Here is a 26,526-nt window from a genome sequence, read left to right as displayed (position 1 = left end):
CTCACAGGTCGAGATCGGGCACGTCGACCCGAACTTTCAGTGTATTGCGCTTGCCCGCCGGCCGGTCCCCCGCCCCGAACAGCTGGCCGGGCGCGGAGCGCCGCTTCGCCGGGCGCCGGGCCTTGATGGCCTCGGCCACGACGGACGCGCGGAGGCTCTCCGCGACCCGGGCGCCGTGCGCGTATTCGAAGCGGACGAGTGCGCGGACGCCCTCTTCCCGAGGCAGGGGGCCGAGGATCGCCTCGTCGCTCAACTCGGGCACCGCTGTGCGCAGCGCCGCGAGGGCGGCCTCGACCGCCGGACGATCCCCGTCGACCGAGGCCACCCGCACCGTGGGAGGCATGCGCAGCGGAACGCGGTCGGCGAGCTCGGCGCGCGCGTAGGCGGGCTGGGTCCAGGTCGCCAGTGCTCGTGCCACGGGACCGGTGACCCCGACGAGATGCACGGGTGCGCCGGGCGCCGCGAGGGCGGCCGCGTTGGACCACCACCGCAGGCACGACTCACCGATCCGCAGCTCCTCGGCGAGCAGCATCCGATCGCCGTCGAGCAGGATCACGGCCCGGTAGCCGCCCGCGGCGAGCGGCTCGGCGCCGCGCGTGGAGACGACCAGCGCGGGACGGCCGTCGACGTGGGAGACCGGATGATCGCCGTCGGCCACGATGACGCGGACTCCGGGAAACGCCCTGCCCAGCTCGTCGGCCGTGCGCTCACTGCCCGACGACGCCATGCGCAGGCGCGTCGACGAGCAGTCCGGGCACGACCACCCCACGGCGGTACGGCCGCACCAGGTGCAGTCGGGCACCGCGCCGTGACGCTTCGCATGCAGCGGCCCGCCGCAGTGCGCGCAGCGGGCGGGCTGCCGGCACTCGGCGCACACCAGTACGGGCGCGTAGCCCGGCCGGGCGACCTGTACCAGCACCGGTCCGTCCTTGAGCGCCTCGCGCGCGGCGGCGTACGCGGCGGAGGGAACGCGCGAGCCACGGGATTCGCCCTCCTGGGTAGCGCTGAGCACGACCTTCGGGCTGGCTCGCCGGGAGGCCGGCAGATCGCGCACCCAGCCGACGAGGACCAGGCGTTCGACGTCCGTGGTGCGGGTGTGGCCGGCGAACACCAGAGCGCACCCGTCGAGCTCCTGACGCAGCAGCGCCGCGTCGCGCGCGTGGACGCCGGGGCTGAGAGGCTCGCCGAGGAGAGGGTCGCCGTCGTCCCACAGCGCGACGAGGCCGAGCCGTTCGACCGGCGCGTACACCGCCGAGCGGTTGCCGATCACGATGCACGGCACCGGGGCCAGCGTGCGCAGGAAGGCGGAGTACCGCAGCGGCGAGCTCTGCTTGGCGTCGTCGCGGACCACCGCGCCCGGGGGCGCGTACACGGACAGCACCGCCTCGAGCTGCGCGCGATCGCGGTGATCCGGGACCACGATGATCGCGCTGCGCCCGCCCGCGAGCGTGCGGACGGCTGCCGCAGCCAGCATCATCGCCCATGACCCGACGGCCGAGCCGTCGCCGAGGAGCGCGGGAGACGGCGGCGCGTCGACGGCGAGCCGCTCCCGGCGATCCAGCGCCTCGCCGAACCCGGGGTGCGTGGCTAGCACGGCCTCGGCCCATTCGACCGCGGCGGGCACGACCGAGGGATCGGTCGGCGGCTCGGCCGCCAGCCAGGCCTTCTCGGCGCGCACCATGCGCTTGGGGATGGCCAGCCGGAGGATGTCGCCGGCCGATCCGGCCGCACGGTCGGCGCAGCGGCGGGCGAGCGCGTACAGACCGGGTGTGAGCACCGGCATCGGCGAGACGACGGCGTCGAGCTCCGACAGTGGGCGGTCCGACTCGTCGGGCTCGCCGACCTCGACCAGGTAGCCGTCGACCGTGCGACCGGCGGTGCGCAGCGGCACTCGTACCCGTACGCCGGCGACGGCGTCGTCCGCGAGATGCTCGGGGATCGCGTAGTCGAACAGGCGGTCCAGCTGCGGCAGCGGTGAGTCGATCAGGACGCGCGCGACCCGCCGGGAGGTCATGCCGGCGCTCCGCACGCCCGCGCTCGGCGGGCGGGGTCTCGCGTCACAGGCCTGCGGCGCTGCGCAGGTCGTCGGCGCGGTCCGTGCGCTCCCACGTGAACTCGGGCAGCTCACGGCCGAAGTGGCCGTAGGCGGCCGTCTTGGCGTAGATCGGGCGCAGCAGGTCGAGTTGGTCGATGATCGCCTTGGGACGCAGGTCGAAGACGTCGAGGATCGCGCGCGTGATGACCTCGTCGGAGACCGTACCCGTGCCGAACGTCTCGACGTAGAGCCCGACCGGCTTCGCCTTGCCGATGGCATACGCCACCTGGACCTCGAGCCGTTCGGCCAGACCCGCGGCGACGGCGTTCTTGGCCACCCACCGCATCGCGTACGCCGCGGAGCGGTCGACCTTGGAGGGGTCCTTGCCGCTGAAGGCGCCGCCGCCGTGGCGGGATGCCCCGCCGTACGTGTCGATGATGATCTTGCGGCCGGTGAGCCCGGCATCGCCCTTGGGTCCGCCGGTGACGAACGGTCCGGCGGGGTTGATGTAGAACTTCACCTCCGGAAGCTCCAGCCCGGTCGCCTCGAGCACCGGGTCGATGACCTCGGCGCGGACGGCGGCGCGGAGCGCCTTCTGCGAGATGTCGGGCTGGTGCTGCGTGGACAGCACCACGGACTCGACCGTGCGCGGCGTGTGGCCGTCGTAGCCCAGCGTCACCTGCGTCTTGCCGTCGGGACGCAGGAAGGGCAGCGCACCCGACCGGCGCACCTCGGCGAGGCGCTCGGCCATGCGGTGCGCGGTCCATGCCGCCATGGGCATGAGTTGCGGTGTCTCGGTCGTGGCGTAGCCGAACATGATGCCCTGGTCGCCGGCGCCCTGCAGGTCGTGCGGGTCCTCGGAGCCGTCCTCACGACGCTCGAACGCCTTGTCGACGCCGGCGGCGATGTCGCTGGACTGCGCGCCGATCGACACGCTCACGCCGCAGGAGTCGCCGTCGAAGCCGGTCTCGCTCGACGTGTAGCCGATGCGGTTGACCACCCCGCGGACGATCGCCGGAATCTCGACGTAGGCCGACGTCGACACCTCACCCGCGACGTGGACCAGGCCCGTCGTGACGAGCGTCTCGACGGCCACGCGGCCGCGCGGGTCTTCGGTGAGGATGGCGTCGAGGATGCTGTCCGAGATCTGGTCGCAGATCTTGTCGGGGTGCCCCTCGGTGACGGATTCGGACGTGAACAGCCGCAGGTCGGTCATCGATGCTCCAGATCGGAAGAGTGCAGGCACCAGTATGCCCCCGGTGGCCGACAACGTCGGCTGCCAGGGGCATCAGGGGTAATGGTCTTACTCGATGGGACGAAGGCGAAGCTTGTCCTCGTGGATCTCGTGCATCGCGATCGTGAGCGGCTTGTCCTCGACGGTCGAGTCGACCAGCGGGCCGACGTTGTCGAAGAGGTTGCCCTCGTGCAGGTCGGAGTAGTAGTCGTTGATCTGGCGCGCACGCTTGGACGCGAAGATCACGAGCTGGTACTTGGAGTCGACCTTCTCGAGAAGGCTGTCGATGGGGGGCTCGATGATGCCCTGGTTCGTTCCGGCCATGGGAATCCTCCTGGATCGGATGACGGGTGGAAAGGTCTCGGGGCCCCGGGCGAACCGAGGCATCCAGCCATTCTACGCCCCCGGCGCGCTCTCAGCGTGCAAGGCGTGCCACTTCGCCGGCGGCGCGGGCGACGTCGTCGTTGACGACGCGGTAGTCGAACTCGCCCTGGGAGGCCAGCTCGGTCCTCGCCGTGCGCAGTCGTCGCGCGCGCTCCTCGTCGCCCTCGGTGCCGCGGCCCACCAGCCGTTGCACGAGCTCGTCCCAGCTCGGCGGCAGCAGGAAGACCAGCGTGGCCGACGGATCTGCCGCGCGCACCTGTCGTGCGCCCTGCAGATCGATCTCGAGCAGCGCCGTGCGCCCCTCGGCGAGGACGCGCTCGATCGGCGCCCGCGGCGTGCCGTACCGGTAGGCGTTGTGGACGGTGGCGTGCTCGAGCAGCTCGCCCTCGGCGATGAGCCGGTCGAACTCGGCGTCGTCGACGAAGAAATAGTGCTCGCCGTCGACCTCGCCCGGGCGGGGCGCCCGCGTCGTGGCCGAGACCGACAGGTGGATGTCGGGGTGGTGCTCCTTGATGTGCGCGGCCACGGTCCCCTTGCCCACGGCGGTGGGCCCGGCCAGCACGATGAGGCGGCTCCGGCCGCCGCGAGGCTCGAGCTCGGGCCAGCGCTCGTCGAGGAAGGCGCGCAGGTCGGCGCGCTGACGCGTGCCGAGACCGCCCACTCGCTTGACCGGCGAGATGCCGAGGTCCTGCAGGATGCGGTCGCGCTTGCCCTCCCCGATCGCGGGGATCGAGGTGAGGAACTCGGTCACGCGCATCGCGCCGGCCGGAGAGTCCGGCGCGGCGAGGGCCCTCCGCAGCAGCTCCTGCGGCGAGATGACGCGGGTCGCGACATCCTTCTTCAGGGCGGCTCTCTCACGGCGCGCGGCGACGGCACGACGGGATGCCGCTGCCCGGTCGACCTCGGGGGGCCGCGTCGCCGCGGCACGCTGCTCAGCCACGGCCGGCCTCCCCGTACATCGAGGACCGCTCGGAGATCCGCGCGGCCAGGCGGTCGGGGCCGGCGGCCAGGATGCTGCGGCTCTCGGAGGCGATGACATTGCCGGCGACGGGCCCGAAGAGCGCGGGCAGGTCCCGCGGCTCGGCGCCCTGCGCCCCGAAGCCGGGAGCGAGGATGGGCGCGCCGCGGAGTGCATCGTCGCTCAGCCCGAGGACGACGCGATCGACCGTGGCGCCGACGACGAGGCCCACGGGTCCGAGCGTGCCGGCGAAGGCGGCCGACCCGTTGACCCACGCGATGTCGCGCGCGACGCGCTCGGCAACGGACTGGCCGTCGGCGGCGGCGACATCGACGACCTGAGCGCTCTGCAGGGCGAATGCCTCGGGATTGCTCGTCGCGGCGAGCACGAACGCGCCCTTGTCATGGCGGATCGCCGTGGTGAGCGTCGCCCGCAGCGACTCCGCACCGAGGTAGGGGCTCAGCGTGAGCGCATCGGCCTCGAGTGGCGACCCCGGCGTCAGCCAGGCGGCCGCATAGCCGTCCATCGTCGACCCGATGTCGCCGCGCTTGGCGTCGGCGATCACCAACAGCCCGGCCTGGCGCGCTTCGCGCAGCACGTCCTCGAGCGCGGCGAACCCGGCCGATCCGTAGCGCTCGAAGAAGGCGACCTGCGGCTTGACGATGCCGACGCGGCCCGCCGCGGCGCCGACGACGCGCAGGCCGAACTCCCGCACGCCGACGGCCGAGGCATCCAATCCCCACTCCGTCAGGAGCGACTCATGAGGGTCGATCCCGACGCACAGCGGTCCGTGGGCGTGCAGCGCGGCGGCGACCCGGGCACCGAACGACGTCACGCTCGAGCCGCCCGGTCGGCCGCGTACTCCTGGAGGCTGCGCACGTCGAAGCCGGCGCGCAGCGCGGGCATGGCGCTGACGGCGGCACCGAGCACGGCCATCGTCGTGAAGAGCGCCTTGTCGCCGGCGACGGCCGCCGCGCGGATCTCGTAGCCGTCGGCCCGGGCGCTGCCGCCGCTCGGCGTGTTCACCACGATGTCGATCTCGCCCGCGTTGATCAGGTCGACGATGTTCGTCGCGCCCGACTCCTGCGTCTCGGAGTACTTGCTCACGACCGTCACGGCGATGCCGTTGCGTGCCAGGATCTCGGCGGTGCCCTCGGTCGCGACCAGCGTGTAGCCCAGCTCCTGCAGGCGGTGGGCCGGGAGGATCACGGCGCGCTTGTCGCTGTCGGCGACCGAGATGAACACGGTGCCCTCCAGTGGCAGACCGCCGTACGCGGCCTCCTGGGACTTGGCGAACGCGGTCGGGAAGTCGCGGTCGATGCCCATGACCTCTCCGGTCGAGCGCATCTCCGGGCCGAGGACGGAGTCCACCGTCTGACCGTCGGCGGTGCGGAACCGCTTGAAGGGCAGCACGGCCTCCTTGACGGCGACCGGCGCGTCCAGCGGGACGCGCGAGCCGTCCTGCGGGGGCAGCAGCCCCTCGTCCTTGAGCTCGGCGATCGAGGCGCCGGCCATCACGCGCGCGGCCGCCTTGGCCAGCGGGATGCCGAGGGCCTTGGACACGAACGGCACGGTGCGGCTGGCACGCGGGTTCGCTTCGATGACGTAGAGCACGCCCGCCGAGATGGCGAACTGCACGTTGAGCAGACCGCGCACGCCGACGCCCTCGGCGATCGCCTGGGTGGCGACGCGCACGCGGTCGATGTCGCTGCGGCCGAGGCTCACCGGGGGCAGGGTGCAGCTGGAGTCGCCGGAGTGGATGCCGGCCTCCTCGAGGTGCTCCATGACGCCGCCGATGTAGAGCTCCTCGCCGTCGAACAGGGCGTCGACGTCGATCTCGATGGCGTCGTCCAGGAAGCGGTCCACGAGCAGCGGCTTGCCCTGCTCCACGATCACCTCGCCGGCGGTGCGCACGAAGTACTCGCGCAGCGCCTCGGTGGAGTACACGATCTCCATGCCGCGGCCGCCGAGCACGAAGCTGGGGCGCACGAGCACCGGGTAGCCGATCTCCTCGGCGATCACCACGGCGCCCTCGGCGTCGATCGCGGTGCCGTTGCGCGGGGCGAGGAGCCCGGCGTCGTCGAGCAGGCGCGAGAACAGCTCGCGCTCCTCGGCCAGGTCGATGGCGGCGGGCTTGGTGCCGAGGATGTTGTACCCGGCGTCCTCGATGCCCTTCGCCAGGCCCAGCGGCGTCTGGCCGCCGAGCTGGCAGATGACGCCCAGGATCTCGCCGGACTGCGCCTCGGCGTGCAGCACCTCGAGCACGTCCTCGAGCGTCAGCGGCTCGAAGTACAGGCGGTCGGAGGTGTCGTAGTCGGTCGACACGGTCTCGGGGTTGCAGTTGACCATGACGGTCTCGTACCCGGCGTCCGACAGCGCGAACGAGGCGTGCACGCACGAGTAGTCGAACTCGACGCCCTGGCCGATGCGGTTCGGACCCGAGCCGATGATGACGACCTTGGTCCGCTCCGACGGCGTGACCTCGGTCTCGAAGTCGTAGCTGGAGTAGTGGTACGGCGTCAGTGCGGGGAACTCCCCCGCGCACGTGTCGACCGTCTTGAACACCGGGCGGAGTCCGAACCCGTGACGGATGCCGCGCACCGACTCCTCGCTCATCTGATCAACACCGCCGCCCCGGAGCTGCGCGATCTGGGCGTCGCTGAAGCCGTGCTCCTTCGCGATGAGCAGGGTCGCGGCATCCAGCTCGCCGGCCTGGCGAACGTGCTCGGCGACCTCGTTGATGAGCACCATCTGGTCGAGGAACCACGGGTCGATCCCGGTGGCCTCGAACGCCTGCTCGACCGTGGCGCCCATCCGCAGCGCCTGCTGCAGCACGACGATGCGGCCGTCCGTGGGCTTCTTCGCGATCTGCAGGAGCTCCTCGGCGGACCGGGACTCGTCGCCCCAGTGGAAGCTCGATCCGCGCTTCTCCAGCGAGCGGAGCGCCTTCTGCAGCGCCGTCGCATAGTTGCGGCCGATGGCCATCGCCTCGCCGACCGACTTCATGGTGGTGGTGAGCGTGGTGTCGGCCGCCGGGAACTTCTCGAAGTTGAAGCGGGGAACCTTCACCACGACGTAGTCCAGCGTCGGCTCGAAGCTCGCCGGAGTGACCTTCGTGATGTCGTTCGGGATCTCGTCCAGGCGGTAGCCGATCGCGAGTTTCGCGGCGATCTTGGCGATCGGGAAGCCGGTGGCCTTGGAGGCCAGCGCCGAGGACCGCGACACGCGGGGATTCATCTCGATGACGATGATGCGCCCGTTGCTGGGGTCGACGGCGAACTGGATGTTGCAGCCGCCGGTGTCCACGCCCACGGCGCGGATGATGTCGATGCCGATGTCGCGGAGCTTCTGGTACTCGCGGTCGGTCAGCGTCAGCGCGGGGGCGACCGTGATCGAGTCGCCGGTGTGCACGCCGACGGGGTCGACGTTCTCGATCGAGCAGACCACGACGGTGTTGTCGGCCGTGTCGCGCATGAGCTCGAGCTCGTACTCCTTCCAGCCGAGGATGGACTCCTCCAGGAGCACCTCGGTGGTCGGCGAATCGCGCAGGCCGGCGCCGGCGATGCGGCGCAGGTCGTTCTCGTCGTAGGCGAAGCCCGAACCGAGGCCGCCCATCGTGAAGGACGGGCGCACGACGAGCGGGTAGCCGAGCTCATCGGCGGCGGCGAGGACCTCGTCCATGGTGTGGGCGATGCGGGATGCCGCGACGTCCGCGCCCGCGTCGAGGACGAGCTGCTTGAAGATCTGGCGGTCCTCGCCCTTGTTGATGGCCTCGAAGTTCGCGCCGATCAGCTCGACGTCGTACTTCTCGAGGATCCCGTGGTTGTGCAGGTCGATCGCCGCGTTGAGCGCGGTCTGGCCGCCCAGCGTCGGCAGGATCGCGTCGGGCTTCTCCTTGGCGATGATCGTCTCGATGACCTGCCACGTGATCGGCTCGATGTACGTCGCGTCGGCGAAGTCCGGGTCGGTCATGATCGTCGCCGGGTTGGAGTTGACCAGGATGACGCGCACGCCCTCCTCGCGGAGCACCCGGCAGGCCTGCGTGCCCGAGTAGTCGAACTCGCACGCCTGGCCGATGACGATCGGGCCGGAGCCGATCACCAGGACGGAGTTGATGTCGTCGCGCTTAGGCATTCTTGTCCTTCAGGGTCGCGACCACGAGGTCGCGGAAGCGGTCGAAGAGGTAGTTGGCATCGTGCGGGCCCGCGGCGGCCTCGGGGTGGTACTGCACCGAGAACGCGGGGATGTCGAGGGCGCGCAGTCCCTCGACGACGTTGTCGTTGAGGCCGACGTGGCTCACCTCGACGCGGCCGTAGCCGTTCGGGCTGTCGAACTCGCCGTCGACCGGCGCGTCCACCGCGAAGCCGTGGTTGTGAGCGGTGATCTCGACCCGCCCGGTGGTCTTGTCGAGCACGGGCTGGTTGATCCCGCGGTGGCCGAAAGGCAGCTTGAAGGTGCCGAGACCCAGCGCGCGGCCGAGGAGCTGGTTGCCGAAGCAGATGCCGAAGAAGGGCAGGCCCTCGTCCAGCACACCACGCAGCAGCTCGACGTGATCCCCCGAAGCGGCGGGGTCGCCCGGACCGTTGGAGTAGAAGACCGCGACCGGCTCGATCGAGCGGATGTCGTCGATCGTGACGTCCTGCGGCAGCACGTGCACCTCGAAGCCGCGGGCGGCCAGGTTGTCGATCGTCGCCTGCTTGACGCCGAGGTCGAGCACGGCGAGGTTGCCGATCTTCTCCCCCGTCGCCTCGGTGACCTCGGCGACCGCGACCGACACCTCGGCCGACAGGTTGCGACCGGCCATCGCCGGCGCCTCCCGGACGAGCTGCAGCTGCTGCTCGGCGTCCAGGGCGGCCGCCTCGCCCGAGAAGATCCCGCCGCGCATGCTGCCCGCCGAGCGGATGTGGCGCGTGACGGCGCGCGTGTCGATGCCGCTGATCCCGACGACCCCGTCATGGTCGAGGGCGTCGTCGAGGGACTCATCGGCACGCCAGTTCGAGACCACCCGGGAGGGGTCGCGCACGATGTAGCCCGACACCCAGATGCGGCGCGACTCGGGGTCTTCGCCGTTCATGCCGGTGTTGCCGATGTGCGGTGCGGTCTGCAGGACGATCTGACCGGCGTAGGAGGGGTCGGTCAGCGTCTCCTGGTAACCGGTCATGCCGGTGGAGAACACCACTTCGCCGAGGGTCGTGCCGAGGGCGCCGTAGGCGCGGCCGATGTGGCGCGTGCCGTCCTCCAGGACGAGCACGGCCGGATCGGACTGGAACAGGGAGGTCATGCGTCGGTTCCCGTCTGGGTGGAGGTGAGGATGCCGGCGATGGCGTCGGCCAGGGCGCGGGCCGAGGCATCCTGGGGGCGGAGATAGGAGTCGACGACGGTGCCGTCGTCGAGGCGCCAGGCGAGGCGCACGAGGCCGTCGCGCTCGACCACCCGGTCGATCGCGAGCGTGGCCTGCGCGACCTCGGCGATGCGGGACGTGTCGAGGAACACGCGGGGCTGGCCGGTGAGGTCGAGGGCGACGCCGGCATCGGTCACCGTGACGTCGACCCGAGAGCGGAATGCGAGGCCCCGGATCGCCAGGCGCTCCATCGGCTCGCCGTGGCGCGTCGTGGCCACGTAGAGGCCTGGGAACACGGCTGTCACGCTCGCGGTCGCGGGCGCCTCTCCGACGGGAGCCGAGAGCCGTGAATCGCGGCGCGAACGTCGCAGCCACGCCCATGCGAGCAGGCCGAGCAGCGCCACCGCCGCGAGGACGATGACGAGCAGTGCACCTTCGCGCGTCATGCGCGCACACCCGGGGCGTCCAGCAGGGCACCGTCGGCCACTGTGACCGTGCCCTGATGCAGGGTCCAGCGGACCTCGCCCGGAAGCTCGCGACCGAGGTACGGCGAGTTCGCGCTGCGGCCGCGCAGGTCGGCGGTCGTGAAGGCGCGCACCGGCGCCGGGTCGTAGAAGGTGAGCGAAGCGGGGTGGCCCTCGGTCAGCGGGGTGCCGTGACCGGCGAGCCGGCCGATCCGCGCGGGCTCGCGCGACATCACCCGCGCGACATCGCCCCACGTGATCAGGCCGGTGTCGACCATGGACTGCTGGACGACGCGCAAGGCGCTCTCGAGGCCGACCATGCCGTTGGCGGCGGCGTGCCACTCGCACGCCTTCGACTCGGCGGGGTGCGGCGCATGGTCGGTCGCGACGATGTCGATCGTGCCGTCGGCGAGTCCTTCGCGCACGGCGAGGACGTCCTCCTCACGGCGCAGCGGCGGGTTCACCTTGTAGCGGGCGTCGTAGTCCCGCACGAGCTCGTCGGTCAGAAGCAGGTGGTGCGGCGTGACTTCGGCCGTGACGTCGACCCCCCGGCGCTTCGCCCAGCGGATGATCTCGACCGACCCGGCGGTCGAGAGGTGGCACACGTGCAGACGCGATCCGACGTGCTCGGCCAGCAGGACGTCGCGGGCGATGATGGACTCCTCCGCGACAGCGGGCCATCCGGCCAGGCCGAGTTCAGCGGAGACCGAACCCTCGTTCATCTGGGCGCCCTCGGTCAGTCGCGGGTCCTGGGCGTGCTGGGCGATGACGCCGCCGAAGGCCTTCACGTACTCGAGGGCCCGGCGCATGATCAGCGGGTCCCATACGCAGAATCCGTCGTCGCTGAAGACGCGCACGCGGGCGCGGGAGTCCGCCATCGCACCCAGCTCGGCGAGGCGCTCGCCCTTCTGCCCGACGGTGACCGCGCCGATGGGCTGCACCGTCACGTAGCCGGCGGCCTCGCCCAGCGCGAGCTCCTGCTCGACCACGCCCGCGGTGTCGGCGACCGGGGACGTGTTCGGCATCGCGAAGACGGCGGTGTAGCCCCCGGCGGCTGCGGCACGCGACCCGCTCAGGATGGTCTCGGATGCCTCGTACCCCGGCTCGCGCAGGTGCGTGTGCAGGTCGACCAGTCCGGGAAGGACGATCAGGCCCGCGGCATCGACCACCGTCGCGCCTGCCCGGCTGAGCCCCGGGCCGACCTCGACGATGCGACCGTCCTCGACGAGCAGATCGGCAGCGCCGGATCCCTCCAGCTGCGCACCGCGGAACAGCAGCGTCTCGGTCGTCGTCGTGCCGGCCGAACCGGCGTCTCGAGACACGCTCATCGGGGGTTCTCCTTCTCTGTGCCCGCAGGGGGGTCTTCGCCGCGCTCCGCGCCCGCCAGGAGCAGGTAGAGCGCGGCCATGCGCACCGAGACGCCGTTGGCGACCTGCTCGAGCACCGTCGAGCGGGGCGAGTCCGCGGCTTCTGCGGAGATCTCGAGACCTCGGTTCATAGGACCGGGGTGCATCACAATGCTATCGGCACCGAGTGCCGAAAGACGCCGTGCGTCCAGGCCCCAGCGCCGGGAATACTCCCGTTCAGTGGGGAAATACGCCGCATTCATCCGCTCGAGCTGGATGCGCAGCATCATGAGCGCGTCGGGCGCGCCGGCGAGGGCCTCGTCGAGGTCGTAGACCACCCGGGCGGGCCAGGCCGAGACATCCTGCGGCACGAGTGTCGGCGGTGCCACGAGCGTCACGTGCGCTCCCAGGGTGTCGAGCAGCCAGACATTGGACCGGGCGACCCGCGAGTGCAGGATGTCGCCGACGATCGTCACCTTGACCCCTGCGAGGTCGCGGCCACGGCTGTCGTCGCCGAACCGGCGCTTGCGGATCGTGTACGCGTCCAGCAGCGCCTGCGTGGGGTGCTCGTGCGTTCCGTCGCCGGCGTTGACGACGCCGGCCGTGATCCATCCGCTCGTCGCGAGGGTGCGCGGAGCGCCCGAGGCGCCGTGGCGGATGACGACCGCGTCCGCGCCCATCGCCTGGAGCGTCTGCGCGGTGTCCTGCAGCGACTCGCCCTTGGAGACGCTCGAGCCCTTCGCCGAGAAGTTGATGACGTCGGCAGAGAGCCGCTTCGCTGCGGCCTCGAAGGAGATCCGGGTGCGCGTGGAGTCCTCGAAGAACAGATTCACGACGGTCTTGCCGCGCAGGGTGGGCAGCTTCTTCACTTCCCGCTGCTGGGTGTCCGCCATGTCCTCGGCGACGTCGAGGATGCGCAGGGCGCTCTCGCGCGAGAGGGTCTTGGTATCGAGAAGGTGCCTCATGATCCGATCGTCACCTCGTCCGCGCCGTCGATCTCGGCCAGGCGCACGTTCACCCGCTCTTCACGGGAGCTCGGCAGATTCTTGCCCACGAAGTCGGGGCGGATCGGCAGCTCGCGGTGACCGCGGTCGACCAAGGTCGCCAGGCGCACAGCGGTGGGGCGGCCGATGGCCTGCAGCGCGTCGAGCGCGGAGCGGATGCTGCGACCGGAGAACAGCACGTCGTCCACGAGCACGACGACCTTGCCGTCGATGCCGCCCGCCGGGATCTCGGTGGGCTGCGGGGCGCGGGTGGGATTGCGGTGCAGATCGTCGCGGTACATCGTGACGTCCAGAGCACCGACGGCGACCGGAACGCCGCCGAACTGCTCGATGAGCGCGCCGATGCGGTGGGCGAGGGTGACGCCTCGGGTGGGGATGCCCAGGAGGACGAGATCGTCCGATCCCCGGTTGGACTCCAGGATCTCGTGAGAGATGCGAGTCAACGCGCGGGCGATGTCGGCCTCGTGCAGCACGGTACGCGTGCTCATCCGCCGCTCCCTTCTCCGCCTCACGGGACGGTGTTAAAGGTTGCTGTGATCGTTCGACAGCCTAGCAGTGCACGCTCAGGCCGCCGGCGCGGATGACGGCTCCGTGACGGTCGCGCCGTCCGGCACGGCCGCCGACGCGCGGATCGGGTGCCCCTGGCTGGTCAGGCACTTGCCCGTCGCGAGATCCCACTTCCAGTCGTGGAGCGAGCATGTGAGGACGCCGTCCTCGATCTTCCCGGTCTTGGTGAGATCCGCGCGCAGGTGCGGGCATCGCCGCTGCACGACCCAGTCGCCCAGCTGGGCGTCTTCGGTCTGATCCGTCTGCTCGGCGTACCAGTTCTCGACGTACTCGATGCGGTCGCGGGACAGGCACTTGAGGAAGGTCGTGAGGAACTCGTTGAACTTGCCGCTGCGACCGACTTCGAACTGCATGGACAGGAAGATCGAGTTCGACCAGTCGATCTCGTGGTCGGCGATGTTGGTCGAGACCAGGTCGGCGGGAATCGTGTACCAGTAGATGCAGTCCTCGCCCGCGTACTCGCGGACCTTCGCCTTCGGGAAGTCGACGACCATGTCGAGGTCGCCGATGCGGAAGCGCACTGCACCGCCCACGCCGCCGCGGATGGTGCGGGCGCGCCGCAGCAGCGGCTCCCACCACTCCTTGATGGCAGCGAGCATCTCGTCCGGGGGCAGCACCGGGGCGCGGGTCGTCTCCTCGGCGCGTATCTCGTCCTGCCGCGCGTCGCGCTGCTCGGCGAGGTACGCCCACTTGTCGTCGAAGATCCTGTCGATCTCCGCTTCGGTGTACAGCGTCTGCGTCACCGACAGTTCGCCGTCTTCGAGCTCGACGACGGTTCCCGGAAGGAACTCGTGCGCCTTCTGGTCGGGTCGCAGCTCCCGCATGTACGCGAGGAACTCCCGCTGGTCGGTGAAGATCGCGTCGCCGTCGAGACCCTGCCCGTTGTACTTGAACAGCTCCTCGCGCAGGAACATCGGCGGACCGGCCATGGGGAACACGTGCTCGGCGTCGACCTTCTCGATGTAGTACATCGCGCGCTTGTTCTGCGCGTCGCGCTTGAGCTTGGCGAAGTTCTGCTTCGCGTCCAGCGGCAGGTCGTAGACCATCGGCCACCAGATCGCGCCCGAGACCTGCGTGAAGTACGCCTCGGGCTTGGAGAAGGACAGGAGCTTCTCGAGGTCGAGCGGGTGGGAGTCGTTCTGGTTCAGGATGCTGGCGGTGCCGTCGTCGACGCTGAGGGACGAGTCGCCGATCGGGCCGTCGCTGGGAGCGCGCAGCGGCGTGACCATGACCTTCAGAGGTCCGAACTCGAGCGGGACCCCCGCCTGCGTGTAGACGATGTTGTCGTAGCCGAGCCTGCGGAGATCCTGCTCGAGCTCGTCGGTCGGGTACTCCGGCAGCAGCACCCTGATGTCTTTCGGGATGCAGCGTTCCATGAGCGCCGGATCGAAGTGATCGCGGTGACGGTGCGAGATGTAGAGGAAGTCGGCCTTGCCGTACTTCTCCCAGTCGAGCCCGCGGTTGTCGGGGAACGGGAACCACGATCCGAAGAAGGTGGGGCCGATCACCGGATCGCAGAGGATGCTTCCCCCTGCCGTCTCGATGAACATTCCGGCGTGGCCGAGGCCCGTGATGCGCATGGTCGCTCCTTCCTCAGCAAGTCTACGAGAGCCTCCGGGCGGCCCCGGGCGCGCCGGGCCGGGCGCGACCGTGTCAGAGGTCGAGCAGCCCGCGGATGTCGTCGGCGGTGAGCGCCTGGCCGAAGAGCTCGTCGTCGCCCATGACAGCGCGGAAGAGCTCGGCCTTGCGCTCCTGGAGCGCCATCACCTTCTCTTCGATGGTTCCGTTCGCGATCAGCCGGTACACCATCACGCTCCGGGTCTGGCCGATGCGGTGCGCGCGGTCGACGGCCTGCGCCTCCGCGGCGGGATTCCACCAGGGATCGAGCAGGAACACGTAGTCGGCCTCGGTGAGGGTGAGTCCGAACCCGCCGGCCTTGAGGCTGATCAGGAAGACGGGCGCCTCACCCTCGCGAAACGTCGCGATCGCGGCATCCCGATCCCGTGTCGATCCGTCCAGATACGCATAGCGGATGCCGCGCTCGTCCAGCCGGGCGGCGACGAGGCCCAGGAAGGAGGTGAACTGACTGAAGACGAGCGTGCGGTGGCCCTCGGCGATGACCTCGTCGAGCTGCTCGAACAGGGCGGTGATCTTGCTGGGGGCGATGTGCGCGTCGGCGGGGTCGACGAGTTCGGGGGCCAGGCTCAGCATGCGCAGCAGCGTCAGCGAGCGGAAGACGATGAAGCGGTTGCGATCGAGGTCGTCGAGCAGCCCCAGGACCTTCTGGCGCTCGCGCTGGAGCACGGTGTCGTACAGCGCCCGGTGGGCCGCCGACAGTTCTATGCGCACGTGCTGCTCCTGTTTGGCGGGCAGCTCCGCCGCCACGATCTCCTTCGTGCGCCGCAGCACGAGCGGGCGGATGCGCCGGCGCAGCCGGGCGAGCCGGGCGGCGCGGTAGGCGCCCCCGGTCTGGTTCTCGGGCACCTTCCCCGCCTCGATGGGTCCGACGTAGTCGTCGCGGAATCGGCGTGCCGAGGGGAACAGCCCCGGCGCACTCAGCGACAGCAGCGACCACAGCTCGGTGAGACTGTTCTCGATCGGCGTGCCCGTGATCGCGAACGTGACGTCCGCGCGCAGGTCTCGCGCTGCCCGGTAGGCCTTGGTCTGGCTGTTCTTGACGAACTGCGCCTCGTCGAGCACGAGGCCCGCCCACTCCCGCGCGGCGAACTCCGCCTCGTCGAGGCGGAGCAGCGTGTACGACGTGATGACGACGTCGGCCGAGGTCGCGGCATCCCCCACCGATGCTGCGCGCTTGGCACGGGTCGTGTCGACGACCGCGACTCGCAGGGAGGGGACGAAGCGCGCTGCCTCTTCGCGCCACGTCGAGAGCACCGACGTCGGCGCCACCACGAGGAACGGGCGCTTCTCCCCCGTCTCGTGGGCGTGCGCGATGAGCGCGAGCATCTGGAGCGTCTTGCCCAGGCCCATGTCGTCGGCGAGCACTCCCCCGAGCCGGTGCTGCCACAGGAACGCGAGCCAGTCGAAACCGTTGCGCTGATACGGCCGCAGCTGGGCGCGCAGGCCGGTGGGCAGCGGCGTCCGCGGCACGGCATCGACGGCGCGCAGGCCCTCGGCGGTCGCCCGCCAGCTGCGGGCCGGCTCCGACTCGTCGGCGAGGTCCTCGAAGTCCGCCCAGAAGTCGGTCTGGTAGCGGCTGATTCGCGGGCCGGTCTCCCACTCGGTCAGTTCACCGGCCTCCTCGATGAGGTCCTTGAGCCGCTGCAGCGATGGGTGCGCGAGCGAGAAGTACCCTCCGTCGCTCAGCAGGAGCTTGCGCCGGCCACGCGAGAGCGCCGTGAACAGCGGGGCGAACGGGATCGTCCGCCCGTCGATCGTGACGATCACGCCGAGATCGAACCAGTCCGGGTCGGCGCTCTCCACGGTCGAGACCGACACGTGGGGGTCTCCGGTGAGTTCGCGGTAGCGGGGGCGCTCGCCGACGATGACCACCGTGACGTCGGTGAGCGCCTCCAGCGCAGGCAGCACGTCGGCGGCGAACTCCGCGGCCTCCATGCCGGCAAGGGCACCGGATGCCTCGAATGATCCCGCAGCGACCGCCGACCATTCCGCCTCGATACGCGCCCGGATCTCGGCTTCCGCCACGTCATCGCGGTCGGAGTCGGGCTTCGCCGTGAAGGGCAGAGGCTCGTCCTGCCCGTACCTCCAGGCGAAATAGAAGTCGAGCCGGTGCGCGGGCGAGAACCGCACGGTGAGCACCGCTCGCGGGCGGGGCGTCGGAGGGATGTCGATCCCGGGCGCGCGCACGACGGTCTCCCGCGCCAGACGAGGAAGATGGTCGCGGACGAATTCAGCGGTCTCTGCGGCCGGCACCTCGATCGGCGCGCCCGCGGTCAGAAGAGTCCGCACCGGATCCGACAGTGCGACCTCAGCCAGGGTCACCTCGATCCGCCCGCTTCGCACGACGAACCGGTATGCGCCCGTCCGGCCGACCGGGCGCACCTGCGACGCGTCCACCGCCTCGCCGTCCAGAGTCAGCCGCGGCTCCAGCCGCAGACCGCCGGCGGCGCGCTCGGCGTGCAGTACGGCCTCGGCCGCGGCGGCAAGCGCCACCGACTGCTCCCGCGTGGTCGGCACGAGCGGGATGCCGGCATCCGTCGCCGCCCCGAGGTGCGGCCACAGCAGGCTCGACTCGATGTCGTCGAGGGTCAGCCACTCCGAGGCGTCGGAGAACGATCCGAACAGGCGCATGTCGCGGCCGATGCTGTGCAGCTCGGCGAACCAGCGCGCCTGGGCCGGGTCATAGCCATGGCCGGGGCGGCGCAGCGCATCCCACGACACGTCGCCTTTGATCCAGGCCTCGGTGCGCGGGCTCCGCTCCAGCGGCCTCAGCCCCAGCAGGACGTCGCCGGCGGAGCGCTCGACGCCGCGGGCCGTCGCCGTCTCAGCCCGCGCCGCCGTCCAGCTCGAGCGGCGCAGGCGCTGCCGCAGCTCTACGCCGAGCGCCAGCGGGCGCGCTCGCTCGGCACTGGTCGCCGGTTCGAAGAGGGACCGCCACGACGGGGTTCCCGCCTCGCCGTCGCGCATTCGCCCCGAGGTCAGGAGGCGCGCGCGATGCGGGCGAGGACTCCGTGGACGAACGAGCCGGAGTCGTCGGTCGAGAACTCCTTGGCGAGCTCGACGGCCTCGTCGATCGCGACGGCCGCGGGCACGTCGTCGTTGTAGAGGATCTCCCACACCGCGATGCGCAGCACGGCGCGGTCGACCGCGGGCATCCGGGCCAGCGACCAGTCCTTGGCGAAGGTGGTGATCTGCTCGTCGATCGCGTCACGATTGTCGATCACGCCGTCGACGACCTCGCGGGCGTACAGCCACGATGCCTCACGAGCGGGCTCGCCGGCTGCGCGCTTGGCTTCGGCTGCGAGCATCGCGGAGAGGTCCTCTCCCCGCACGTCGGCTTGGAAGAGGATGTCGAGGGCGCGCTTGCGCGCCTTGCTACGAGCGCTCAATGGTCAGGAGATGCGGCCGAGGTAGTCACCCGTGCGGGTGTCGACCTTGACCTTGGTGCCGGCCTCGACGAACAGCGGGACCTGGATCTCGTAGCCGGTCTCGACGGTCGCGGGCTTGGTGCCGGCGGAAGAGCGGTCGCCCTGCAGACCGGGCTCGGTGTACGTGATCTCGAGCACGACCGACGCCGGGAGGTCGACGTAGAGCGGCGTGCCGTTGTTGGTGGCGATCGTGACCTGCTGGTTCTCGAGCAGGAAGTTCGCGGCATCGCCGACGGTGGCGGCCGGCACGTTGACCTGGTCGTAGTCGGCGACGTCCATGAAGACGTAGTTGTCGCCGTCGTTGTACAGGTAGGTGAAGTCGCGGCGATCGACGTTCTGGATGTCGATCTTGGTGCCGGCGTTGTACGTCTTGTCGACGACCTTGCCGGTCATGACGTTCTTGAGCTTGGTGCGGACGAACGCGCCACCCTTGCCGGGCTTGACGTGCTGGAATTCCACGACGCTCCAGAGCTGCCCGTCGATGTTGAGGACGACGCCGTTCTTGATGTCTGCGGTGGATGCCATGTGGATGGAGTTCCGTTCGTGAGGAGAAGTGGGCGAGCGCGGCCCGACAGTGCATTCTACGGGATGCCGCACCCCGGGCCTGGGAGCCGGCCTCAGGCGGCGTCGTGCCCGTCGATGATCGCGATGAGCCGGGAGACAGCGGTGGCGTAGCCCGGCACGCCCTCGCCGACCACGTGCACCACGGCCACATCTTCCACAAGGGAGTGGTGCCGGAAGGGCTCGCGCGCGGCGATGTCGGAGATGTGGACCTCGGCCACCGGCAGCGCCACCCCCGCCAGCGCGTCGCGCAGCACCACCGAGGTGTGCGTGAGTCCCCCCGGATTGATGACGATCCCGACGCAGTCCGCCCGCGCGGCGTGGATCGCGTCGATGAGCACGCCCTCATGGTTGCTCTGCACCGCACGCACCTGGAAGCCGAGGCCGGCCGCGGTTCCCGACACGAGCTTCACGACGTCCTCGAGGGTGTGCGCTCCATAGATCTCGGGCTCGCGCGTTCCCAGCAGGTTGAGATTGGGGCCGTTGACGAGCAGGAGGCGGCGGGACGAGGTCACGCCCGCCACGCTACCAGCGGGTCAGTCCGCTGCTTCGACGGCGTCGTCCTCGGAGCGGTACTGCGCGAGCAGCTCGCGCTCGCGCTCCGCGCGCGGGAACTTCCAGAACACCAGCGCCGCCCCGATGAGGACCGCGAGGATGCCTGCGACGTACGCCCAATCCTGTCCGTTGAGGAAGGACTCCTTGGCCGCCTGCGTGATCGCGTCGGCGTACTGGGGATACTGCTTCGCGACCGTCTCGGCGCTGGCGAACGATTTCGTGAGCTGCGTCTGCACGCTCGACGTCACCTGCTTCGCCTCGGCGCTCGACCCGATCGCGCTCACCATCGCGGCGGCGTAGCCCGCCGTGAGGAGGGCCCCGAAGATCGACTGCATGATCGCCCCGCCGAGGTCGCGCTGGAGGTCGGCCGTACCGGAGGCCATGCCGGCGCGCCGCACCGGCACAGCGCCGGTCAGCGATCGGGACGCGGGCGTCCCGGCGAGCCCGACACCGGCGCCGATGAGTGCATAGCCGAGCGCCACCGCCCAGTACGACGATCCCTCGCGCCACAGCAGGAACATCGTCAGGAAGCCCAGCAGCACGGGAATGTAGCCGAGCAGCAGCGTGAAACGGGCGCCCCGCGCCTCGACGAGCTTCGCCGAGCGGGGCGCGAGGAGCACCATGAAGATGGCCGCGGGCAGGATCGCTGCGCCGGACTCGATCGTCGAGTAGCCGAGCACGTTCTGCAGGAACTGCTGGCCGATGAACATCGCGCCCATGAGCGATCCGAAGACGATGACGCCGGCGACGGCGGCGACCCAGAAGATCGGCCGCTTCGCAACGGCGAGGTCGTACAGCGGGTTGGCCGCCCGGCGCTGGCGCCACAGGAACGCGATCAGGGTCACGATCGTGAGCCCGGTGAGGCTGATGACGAGCACTTCGGAGTTCGGCACGGTCGCGAAGTTGATCGCGACGATCAGCGCGCCCACGAGCACGACCGACAGCACGCCGCCCAGGTTGTCCACGGGCTCCGTCGCCTCGTTGACGTGCGCCGGGATGAACGTGAGGGTCAGCGGCACGGCGACGATGATCAGCGGGATCGTGACGAGGAACACCGAGCCCCACCAGAAGCTCTCCAGCAGGAGTCCCGAGATGAGAGGTCCGAGCGCCGAGATGGCGCCGCCGGTCGCCGACCACAGCGCGATCGACCGCGTGCGGGCCGGTCCCGACCACAGCGCCGTGATGAGGGCGAGCGTCGTCGGGTAGGCCATGCCTGCCGCGATGCCGCCGATCACCCGCGCAGCGATGAGCACTTCGACCGATGGTGCGAACGCCGCGACGAGACCGGCGGGCAGCGAGAGCAGGATGCCGATCAGCAGCATGCGCCGGCGCCCGTAGCGGTCGCCCACGGCGCCCAGCCACAGCACCGACGCGGCAAGGCCGAGCGAGTAGCCGATGGCGACGAGGTTCAGCTGCGTCTGCGAGGCGTCGAACGCCAGCCCGATGTCGGGCAGTGCGACGTTCGCGACCGCGAGCGGCAGATTCGCCACCGCAGCGACGATGATGAGGGTGCCCAGCACCGCCCGCGAGCGGGCCGGCATGGTGGATGCGTCGGTCACGAGTACATCGTGCCCGACACGGTCTCGCCCTCCGGGGGTGATCTTGGGACCGGCGTCAGCCCGCGACCTCCTGGTAGGCCGCGAACAGCAGCGACTCGTCCGGCGCCTGCAGGACCGTCGGCCGCGCGATGTCGTCGAGCACGATGAACCGAAGCATCCCGCCGCGGGTCTTCTTGTCTCGCTGCATCGTCGCCAGCAGCTGCGGCCAGGCGCCCGCCCGGTAGGTGGTCGGCAGGCCGAGCGACGTCAGGATGTCGCGATGACGCTGGGCCGCGGCATCCGGAAGCCGCCCCGCCAGGCGCGACAGCTCGGCGGCGAAGACCATGCCCACCGAGATCGCCGCGCCGTGGCGCCAGCGGTAGCGCTCGGCGTGCTCGATGGCGTGACCGAGCGTGTGCCCGTAGTTGAGGATCTCGCGCAGGCCCGCCTCGCGGAAGTCCTCGCCGACCACTGCGGCCTTCATGCCGATCGCGAGCTCGACGGTGCGCCGGAACGCGGCGCTGCGGGAGTCGGTCGCCGCCTGTGGGTCGGCCTCGATGAGGTCGAGGATCTCGGGCTCGTGGATGAAACCGGCCTTCACGACCTCGGCGTAGCCGGCGACCCGCTCGTTCTGCGACAGCGTGTCGAGCAGGTCGAGGTCGCACAGGACGGCCCGGGGCGGCCAGAACGCACCCACCAGGTTCTTGCCCTCGGCCGTGTTGACGCCGGTCTTGCCGCCGACGGCGGCGTCCACCATGCCGAGCACCGTGGTGGGGATCTGGACGATCTCGACGCCGCGCAGCCAGGTCGCCGCGACGAAGCCGGCGAGGTCGGTGACGGCGCCCCCGCCGAACCCGACGATGGCGTCGGTGCGTGTGAAGTCGGCCTTGCCGAGCACCTGCCAGCAGAAGGCGGCGACCTCGATGCGCTTGCCCTGCTCGGCATCGGGGATCTCGGCCAGGAGCACCTCGCGGTCGGCGCTGAGCGACGTGCGCAGCGCCTCGGCCTGCGCGGCGAGGGTGGGCGGGTGGATGATCAGCACCTTGCGGGCAGCGGGCGGCAGAGCGGCGCCGAGACCGGCGAGGATGCCGCTGCCGACCGTGATGCCGTAACCGGCGTCCCCGCTCACCGTGATGGTCGTCGCGTCGGTCATGATGCTCCTTCGTTCTCGCGGTCGTGCACCCACGCCACGATGTCGTCGACGACGTGCTGCAGCGGTCCGGTGGACGTGTCGAACGTCACATCCGCGAGCTGCTCGTAGAGGGGTCGCCGTTGTTCGTAGATCGCCGACCAGCGGGCGGCGGGATCGGCGTCCTGCAGCAGCGGTCGGTTCGAGTCGTGGACGCGCGCAGCGACGACGCGCGGCGCCACCGTCAGCAGCACCACCCGATGCGCGGCCAGGTCGGTGCGGGTGCCGGCATCGAGGATCGCCCCGCCGCCGAGCGCGACGACTCCCCCGGTCGCCAGCCCTTCGGCCACCGCGGCGCGCTCGAGCTCGCGGAAGCGGGCCTCGCCGTGCTCGGTGAAGATGCGCTCGATCGGGCCGTGCTCGCGGGAGACGGCCGCGTCGGTGTCGAAGAACGGCACCCCCAGGGCACGCGCCACCCGCTTGCCGACGCTGGTCTTCCCCGCGCCCATCGGGCCGATGAGGACGAGGGCGCTAGAGGGCGAGGTCATGCTCGGCGAGGCCAGCGTCGCTGGCGGTCGCGGTGCGCAGCGTCTCCGGGATCGCTGCGAGGTAGCCCTCGAGGTTGCGGCGGGTCTCGCGCACGCTGTCGCCGCCGAACTTCTCCAGCACGACGTCGGCGAGCACGATCGCGACCATCGCCTCGGCGACGACGCCGGCCGCCGGGACGGCGCACACGTCGGAGCGCTGGTGGTGGGCTGCCGCCGTGTCGCCGGTGGAGACGTCGACCGTGCGCAGCGCCTTGGGGACCGTGGCGATCGGCTTCATGCCCGCGCGCACGCGCAGCACCGTGCCGGTCGACATGCCGCCCTCGGTTCCGCCTGCCTTGTCGCTGGAGCGGGTGATGCCGCCCTGCGTCGCGTGCAGCTCGTCGTGGGCCTGCGAACCACGGCGCGTGGTGGTGAGGAAGCCGTCGCCGACCTCGACGCCCTTGATGGCCTGGATGCTCATGATCGCCTGCGCGAGCTTCGCGTCCAGGCGCCGGTCCCAGTGCACGTGGGACCCCAGCCCCGGAGGAAGGCCGTATGCGAGGACCTCGACGATGCCGCCCAGGGTGTCGCCGTCCTTGCGGGCCTCGTCGACCTCGGCGACCATGCGGGCGCTCGTCTCCGCGTCGAAGCACCGCAGCGGATCGGCGTCGAGCGCGTCGACGTCGTCGGGCGACGGCAGCGCCGAGCCCTCGGGCACGCGCACCGGCCCGATCGACAGCGTGTGGCTCACGAGGCGGATGCCGAGCTCGCCGAGGAACCCTCGCGCGATGGCGCCGAGGGCGACACGGGCCGCCGTCTCGCGCGCGCTCGCGCGCTCGAGGATCGGCCGCGCCTCGTCGAAGTCGTACTTCTGCATGCCCACCAGGTCGGCGTGACCGGGGCGCGGGCGGGTGAGCGCCGCTCCGCGGCCGCGGGACTTGTCGGTCAGCTCGACGGGCTCGGGGCTCATCACCTCGACCCACTTGGGCCACTCGGTGTTGCCGACGCGCAGCGCGATCGGGCTTCCCAGCGACAGACCATGGCGGACGCCGGACGAGATGGTGAGCTCGTCCTCTTCGAACTTCATCCGCGAACCGCGGCCGTAGCCGAGCTTGCGACGGGCGAGATCGGCTTGGATCGCGGCACGCGACACAGGGACACCCGAAGGCAGACCCTCCATGACGGCGACGAGTTCGGGGCCGTGGGATTCGCCGGCCGTGAGCACGCGGAGCATTGGTCTAGTCTCCCACGCCGCCGTCGCCGGTTACGTCGCGCGACTGCTCCCCCAGCGCGCGGCGCATCTCGGCGAGGACGCGCGACTCATCCGGCAGGGCTGCGGCGGGATCTCCGGTCGCGAAGACCCGCACCTGCAGCAGGGCCTGGTGCAGCAGCATCCCGAGGCCCGACACCGCCGGCGACCCGGCGCGCTCCCAGGCCGATGAGAGCGTCGTGGGCCAGTGCCCGTAGACCACGTCCATCAGCAGCCCGCCCGAGGCCGCCAGCGCGTCGGCGACCGGGCCGTCGAGCACTGCGTCGCCGGGAAGGGTCGCGATCGTCACAGCGACGTCGGCGCGGGGCTCCGCAGCCAGCGGTGAGACGGTCACGTCGAGGTCCAGCATCCGGCCCAGTGCGACGAGGGATGCCGCGGCCTCGGGCCTCCGGGCGACGACGTCGACGTTCTCGGCGCCGAGCTCCGACAGCGCGACGAGGGCCGAGGTGGCCGTCGCGCCCGCGCCGACGATCCGGGCTGCGGGGGTCTCGGTGATGCCGCTGTCGCCCAGGGCGCGGACGATGCCCCCGACGTCGGTGTTGAAGCCGCGCGGGCCGTCGGGACCGAGTAGCAGGGTGTTCACGGCGCCGGTGAGCTCGGCGTGCCGGTCGCGGTCGGCGGCGGCGGCGAAGGCTACGGTCTTCAGCGGCATCGTCAGCGAGAGCCCCCGCCATGAGGCGTCGAGCCGGGCGAGGGCGTCGGCGAAGCCGGCTTCACCCATCTGCGCACGGCCGTACGACCAGTCGAAGCCGAGCGTGCGGTAGGCGGCCGCGTGGATCTGCGGTGACCTGCTGTGCGAGATCGGATCGCCCCACACCGCGAGGCGATCCCCTCGCGGGATCAGCACCCGGAGTCCGGGTGCTGGGAGCACCAGTCCTGCCACTGCGCGACGGCTCGGTTGTGGTCGTTCAGGTTCGTCGTGAACAGAGTCTCGCCGGTGTCGAGGTTGACCGTGACGAAGTACATCCAGTCGCCGCCCGACGGGTTCATCACGGCCGCGATCGCCGCGTCGCCCGGGTTGGAGATCGGCCCGACGGGCAGACCGGCGTTGACGTACGTGTTCCACGGATTGGGGTCGGCCAGCGCCTCGCCCGACGAGCTGACGGTGCCGTCGTGCATCTCGCCGTACCCGTACTGGGCCGTCGAGTCCATCTGGAGCAGCCCGAAGGTCTCCTGGTTGCTGGGGTCCATGCGGTTCTCGATCACCGTGGCGACCTTCTGCATGTCGGCCTCGTAGCGGGCCTCGCGCTGGATGATCGAGGCCACGTTGAGTACGCGCTGACGGTCCTCCACCGGAACTCCGGCTTCGTCCAGCGACTGCACCGTGCGGTCGACGAGGGTCTGGATGACCTGCTGGGGGGTGACGTCGGGATTGAAGGTGTACGTCGCCGGGAACAGCCAGCCCTCGAGCGGCTGCCCGCCGGCGGCGACGACCGCGGGGTCGGGCGTCACGCCGTAGACCGACGGGTCGGCGACCGCTGCCTGGAACTCCTCGATCGGTATGCCGGTGCCCTCCGCGAGCAGCGGAAGCGACTGGTCGACGGTGAGGCCCTCGCGCAGCTGCGCGGTGTTCTCCATCTTGTTCGCAGGGTCCAGCAGAGCGGCCAGCGCCGCCTCGGACGTCATCTGCTTCTGGAGCTTGAAGACCCCGGGCACGAACGGCGGGTTCTCGCCGTTCTCGATGAGGTAGTCGTAGAAGGCGTCGTCGGTCTTGGTGACGCCGGCCGCGTAGAGGCTCTCCGAGATCGGCATGCCCGTGTCGCCGGGCGCGATCGTGACGTAGACCTCGCCGTTGGCCATGCCCGCCTCGTAGTCCTTGGGCTCTTCCCAGCCCATGACTTCGCGGATCTTGTCCTCGTACGTCGTCCACGCGTACCAGGCGCCGCCGGCGGCACCGCCGAGCAGGAGCAGGATGACGCCCAGGGCGATCCAGCCGCCGATCCGTCGCCGGCGCTTGTCCTTCTTGGGCGGCGGTGCGCCGATCTCGTCCGTCGAGACGCTTCCGGTGAAGAGGGCGTCGAGCGTGGCCGGAGCCGCGGGCTGCGACGACGCTCGCGGGGTCGACTCGTCGCGGCGCCCGAGGATGTCGTCGAAGCTCGTCGAGGAGCCGGTGCGGCTGTAGGCAGGCGCAGCCTCAGCGTCCAGGTCGACGATGGGCGGCGCGACGGGAGCCGTGTCGGCCCTGACGGCCGTGGCACCGGGCCCGTACGGTGCGACCGGCTCGGACGTGCCGTGCTGAGCAGCAGCGGAAGCCGATGCTGCCTGTGCCGGCGCTGCCGCGGCAGAGGCACCCGCCGAGGAGACGGGTGGGGCTTCCGGCGCAGCCGCGCCGTCCGTGACCGGCGTCGAACCGGTGGACTGCCGCGCAGCCTCGCGGGCGGCCCGGCGCGAGACGGGTGCGCCGTCCGTGGCGGCCGAACCCGTCGCGGGTCCGCCGGCGGTGCCGCGTCCGGCGTCCTCGCCGGACATCCGCAGGTCGCGCGAACGGGGGTCCGGGAGCTTGCCGAAGAGATCCGCGAACGGATCGGCGGACGGTGACTCGGTCAT

Annotated in this window: 22 protein-coding genes; all 22 read right to left on the bottom strand. The window is 70.9% G+C overall.

Features of this window, described 5'->3' with window-relative positions; genetic code table 11:
- Position 1 precedes the first annotated feature (1 nt).
- The gene (locus ASD56_RS09830) at positions 2-2,014 is read right to left on the bottom strand and encodes a hypothetical protein (RefSeq protein WP_082541406.1); all 2,013 of its coding nucleotides are present in this window, start codon (positions 2,012-2,014) and stop codon (positions 2-4) included.
- Positions 2,015-2,057: 43 nt separating this feature from the next.
- Complete coding sequence (gene metK, locus ASD56_RS09825; RefSeq protein WP_055964966.1) at positions 2,058-3,251, bottom strand: methionine adenosyltransferase; 1,194 nt, start codon at positions 3,249-3,251, stop codon at positions 2,058-2,060.
- Positions 3,252-3,338: 87 nt separating this feature from the next.
- Positions 3,339-3,593: a DNA-directed RNA polymerase subunit omega gene (gene rpoZ, locus ASD56_RS09820; protein WP_055964963.1), complete on the bottom strand. Its 255-nt coding sequence runs from the start codon at positions 3,591-3,593 to the stop codon at positions 3,339-3,341.
- Positions 3,594-3,684: 91 nt separating this feature from the next.
- On the bottom strand, positions 3,685-4,593 hold the full coding sequence (gene gmk / locus ASD56_RS09815; RefSeq protein ID WP_055964960.1) for a guanylate kinase: 909 nt from the start codon (positions 4,591-4,593) through the stop codon (positions 3,685-3,687).
- Positions 4,586-5,446 (bottom strand): orotidine-5'-phosphate decarboxylase, encoded by an 861-nt coding sequence (gene pyrF, locus ASD56_RS09810; RefSeq protein WP_055964957.1) that lies wholly within the window; start codon positions 5,444-5,446, stop codon positions 4,586-4,588. The genes gmk and pyrF overlap by 8 nt, the downstream gene beginning before the upstream one ends.
- Positions 5,443-8,745 (bottom strand): carbamoyl-phosphate synthase large subunit, encoded by a 3,303-nt coding sequence (carB, locus tag ASD56_RS09805; RefSeq protein ID WP_055964954.1) that lies wholly within the window; start codon positions 8,743-8,745, stop codon positions 5,443-5,445. Before carB ends, pyrF begins: the two co-directional genes overlap by 4 nt.
- Positions 8,738-9,892, bottom strand: coding sequence for a glutamine-hydrolyzing carbamoyl-phosphate synthase small subunit (carA, locus tag ASD56_RS09800; protein WP_055964953.1), 1,155 nt, complete (start codon positions 9,890-9,892; stop codon positions 8,738-8,740). Before carA ends, carB begins: the two co-directional genes overlap by 8 nt.
- Complete coding sequence (locus ASD56_RS09795; RefSeq protein WP_055964950.1) at positions 9,889-10,398, bottom strand: PH-like domain-containing protein; 510 nt, start codon at positions 10,396-10,398, stop codon at positions 9,889-9,891. Before ASD56_RS09795 ends, carA begins: the two co-directional genes overlap by 4 nt.
- The gene (locus tag ASD56_RS09790; RefSeq protein WP_055964948.1) at positions 10,395-11,744 is read right to left on the bottom strand and encodes a dihydroorotase; all 1,350 of its coding nucleotides are present in this window, start codon (positions 11,742-11,744) and stop codon (positions 10,395-10,397) included. Before ASD56_RS09790 ends, ASD56_RS09795 begins: the two co-directional genes overlap by 4 nt.
- A complete protein-coding gene (locus tag ASD56_RS09785; protein WP_055964945.1) occupies positions 11,741-12,727 on the bottom strand; it encodes an aspartate carbamoyltransferase catalytic subunit in 987 nt (328 codons plus the stop codon). Before ASD56_RS09785 ends, ASD56_RS09790 begins: the two co-directional genes overlap by 4 nt.
- Complete coding sequence (pyrR, locus tag ASD56_RS09780; RefSeq protein ID WP_055964942.1) at positions 12,724-13,254, bottom strand: bifunctional pyr operon transcriptional regulator/uracil phosphoribosyltransferase PyrR; 531 nt, start codon at positions 13,252-13,254, stop codon at positions 12,724-12,726. Before pyrR ends, ASD56_RS09785 begins: the two co-directional genes overlap by 4 nt.
- Before the next feature lie 75 nt (positions 13,255-13,329).
- Entirely contained in the window at positions 13,330-14,913 is a 1,584-nt protein-coding gene (locus ASD56_RS09775; protein ID WP_055964939.1) for a Rieske 2Fe-2S domain-containing protein, read from the bottom strand.
- A gap of 73 nt (positions 14,914-14,986) precedes the next feature.
- The gene (locus ASD56_RS09770; RefSeq protein WP_082541404.1) at positions 14,987-17,938 is read right to left on the bottom strand and encodes a DEAD/DEAH box helicase; all 2,952 of its coding nucleotides are present in this window, start codon (positions 17,936-17,938) and stop codon (positions 14,987-14,989) included.
- A gap of 11 nt (positions 17,939-17,949) precedes the next feature.
- A complete protein-coding gene (gene nusB / locus ASD56_RS09765) occupies positions 17,950-18,360 on the bottom strand; it encodes a transcription antitermination factor NusB (RefSeq protein ID WP_055964936.1) in 411 nt (136 codons plus the stop codon).
- Positions 18,361-18,363: 3 nt separating this feature from the next.
- Positions 18,364-18,924 (bottom strand): elongation factor P, encoded by a 561-nt coding sequence (gene efp, locus ASD56_RS09760; RefSeq protein WP_055964932.1) that lies wholly within the window; start codon positions 18,922-18,924, stop codon positions 18,364-18,366.
- A 92-nt stretch (positions 18,925-19,016) separates the two neighbouring features.
- Entirely contained in the window at positions 19,017-19,475 is a 459-nt protein-coding gene (locus ASD56_RS09755; protein ID WP_055965854.1) for a type II 3-dehydroquinate dehydratase, read from the bottom strand.
- A gap of 21 nt (positions 19,476-19,496) precedes the next feature.
- Positions 19,497-21,074, bottom strand: coding sequence for an MFS transporter (locus tag ASD56_RS09750; RefSeq protein WP_235565639.1), 1,578 nt, complete (start codon positions 21,072-21,074; stop codon positions 19,497-19,499).
- Positions 21,075-21,129: 55 nt separating this feature from the next.
- Positions 21,130-22,206, bottom strand: a complete 1,077-nt coding sequence (gene aroB, locus ASD56_RS09745; protein ID WP_055964928.1) for a 3-dehydroquinate synthase — start codon at positions 22,204-22,206, stop codon at positions 21,130-21,132.
- Positions 22,203-22,730 carry a shikimate kinase gene (locus ASD56_RS09740; RefSeq protein ID WP_055964925.1) on the bottom strand — a complete coding sequence of 176 codons (528 nt, stop codon included), beginning with the start codon at positions 22,728-22,730 and terminating at the stop codon, positions 22,203-22,205. Before ASD56_RS09740 ends, aroB begins: the two co-directional genes overlap by 4 nt.
- Positions 22,714-23,943: a chorismate synthase gene (aroC, locus tag ASD56_RS09735; RefSeq protein ID WP_055964915.1), complete on the bottom strand. Its 1,230-nt coding sequence runs from the start codon at positions 23,941-23,943 to the stop codon at positions 22,714-22,716. Before aroC ends, ASD56_RS09740 begins: the two co-directional genes overlap by 17 nt.
- A gap of 4 nt (positions 23,944-23,947) precedes the next feature.
- Complete coding sequence (locus tag ASD56_RS09730) at positions 23,948-24,850, bottom strand: shikimate dehydrogenase (RefSeq protein WP_327043468.1); 903 nt, start codon at positions 24,848-24,850, stop codon at positions 23,948-23,950.
- A complete protein-coding gene (gene mltG, locus ASD56_RS09725) occupies positions 24,820-26,526 on the bottom strand; it encodes an endolytic transglycosylase MltG (RefSeq protein WP_082541403.1) in 1,707 nt (568 codons plus the stop codon). Before mltG ends, ASD56_RS09730 begins: the two co-directional genes overlap by 31 nt.

The sequence above is a fragment of the Microbacterium sp. Root166 genome (genome assembly GCF_001427145.1).
GTDB lineage: Bacteria > Actinomycetota > Actinomycetes > Actinomycetales > Microbacteriaceae > Microbacterium.
This window is presented reverse-complemented; position numbering and strand designations above follow the sequence as displayed.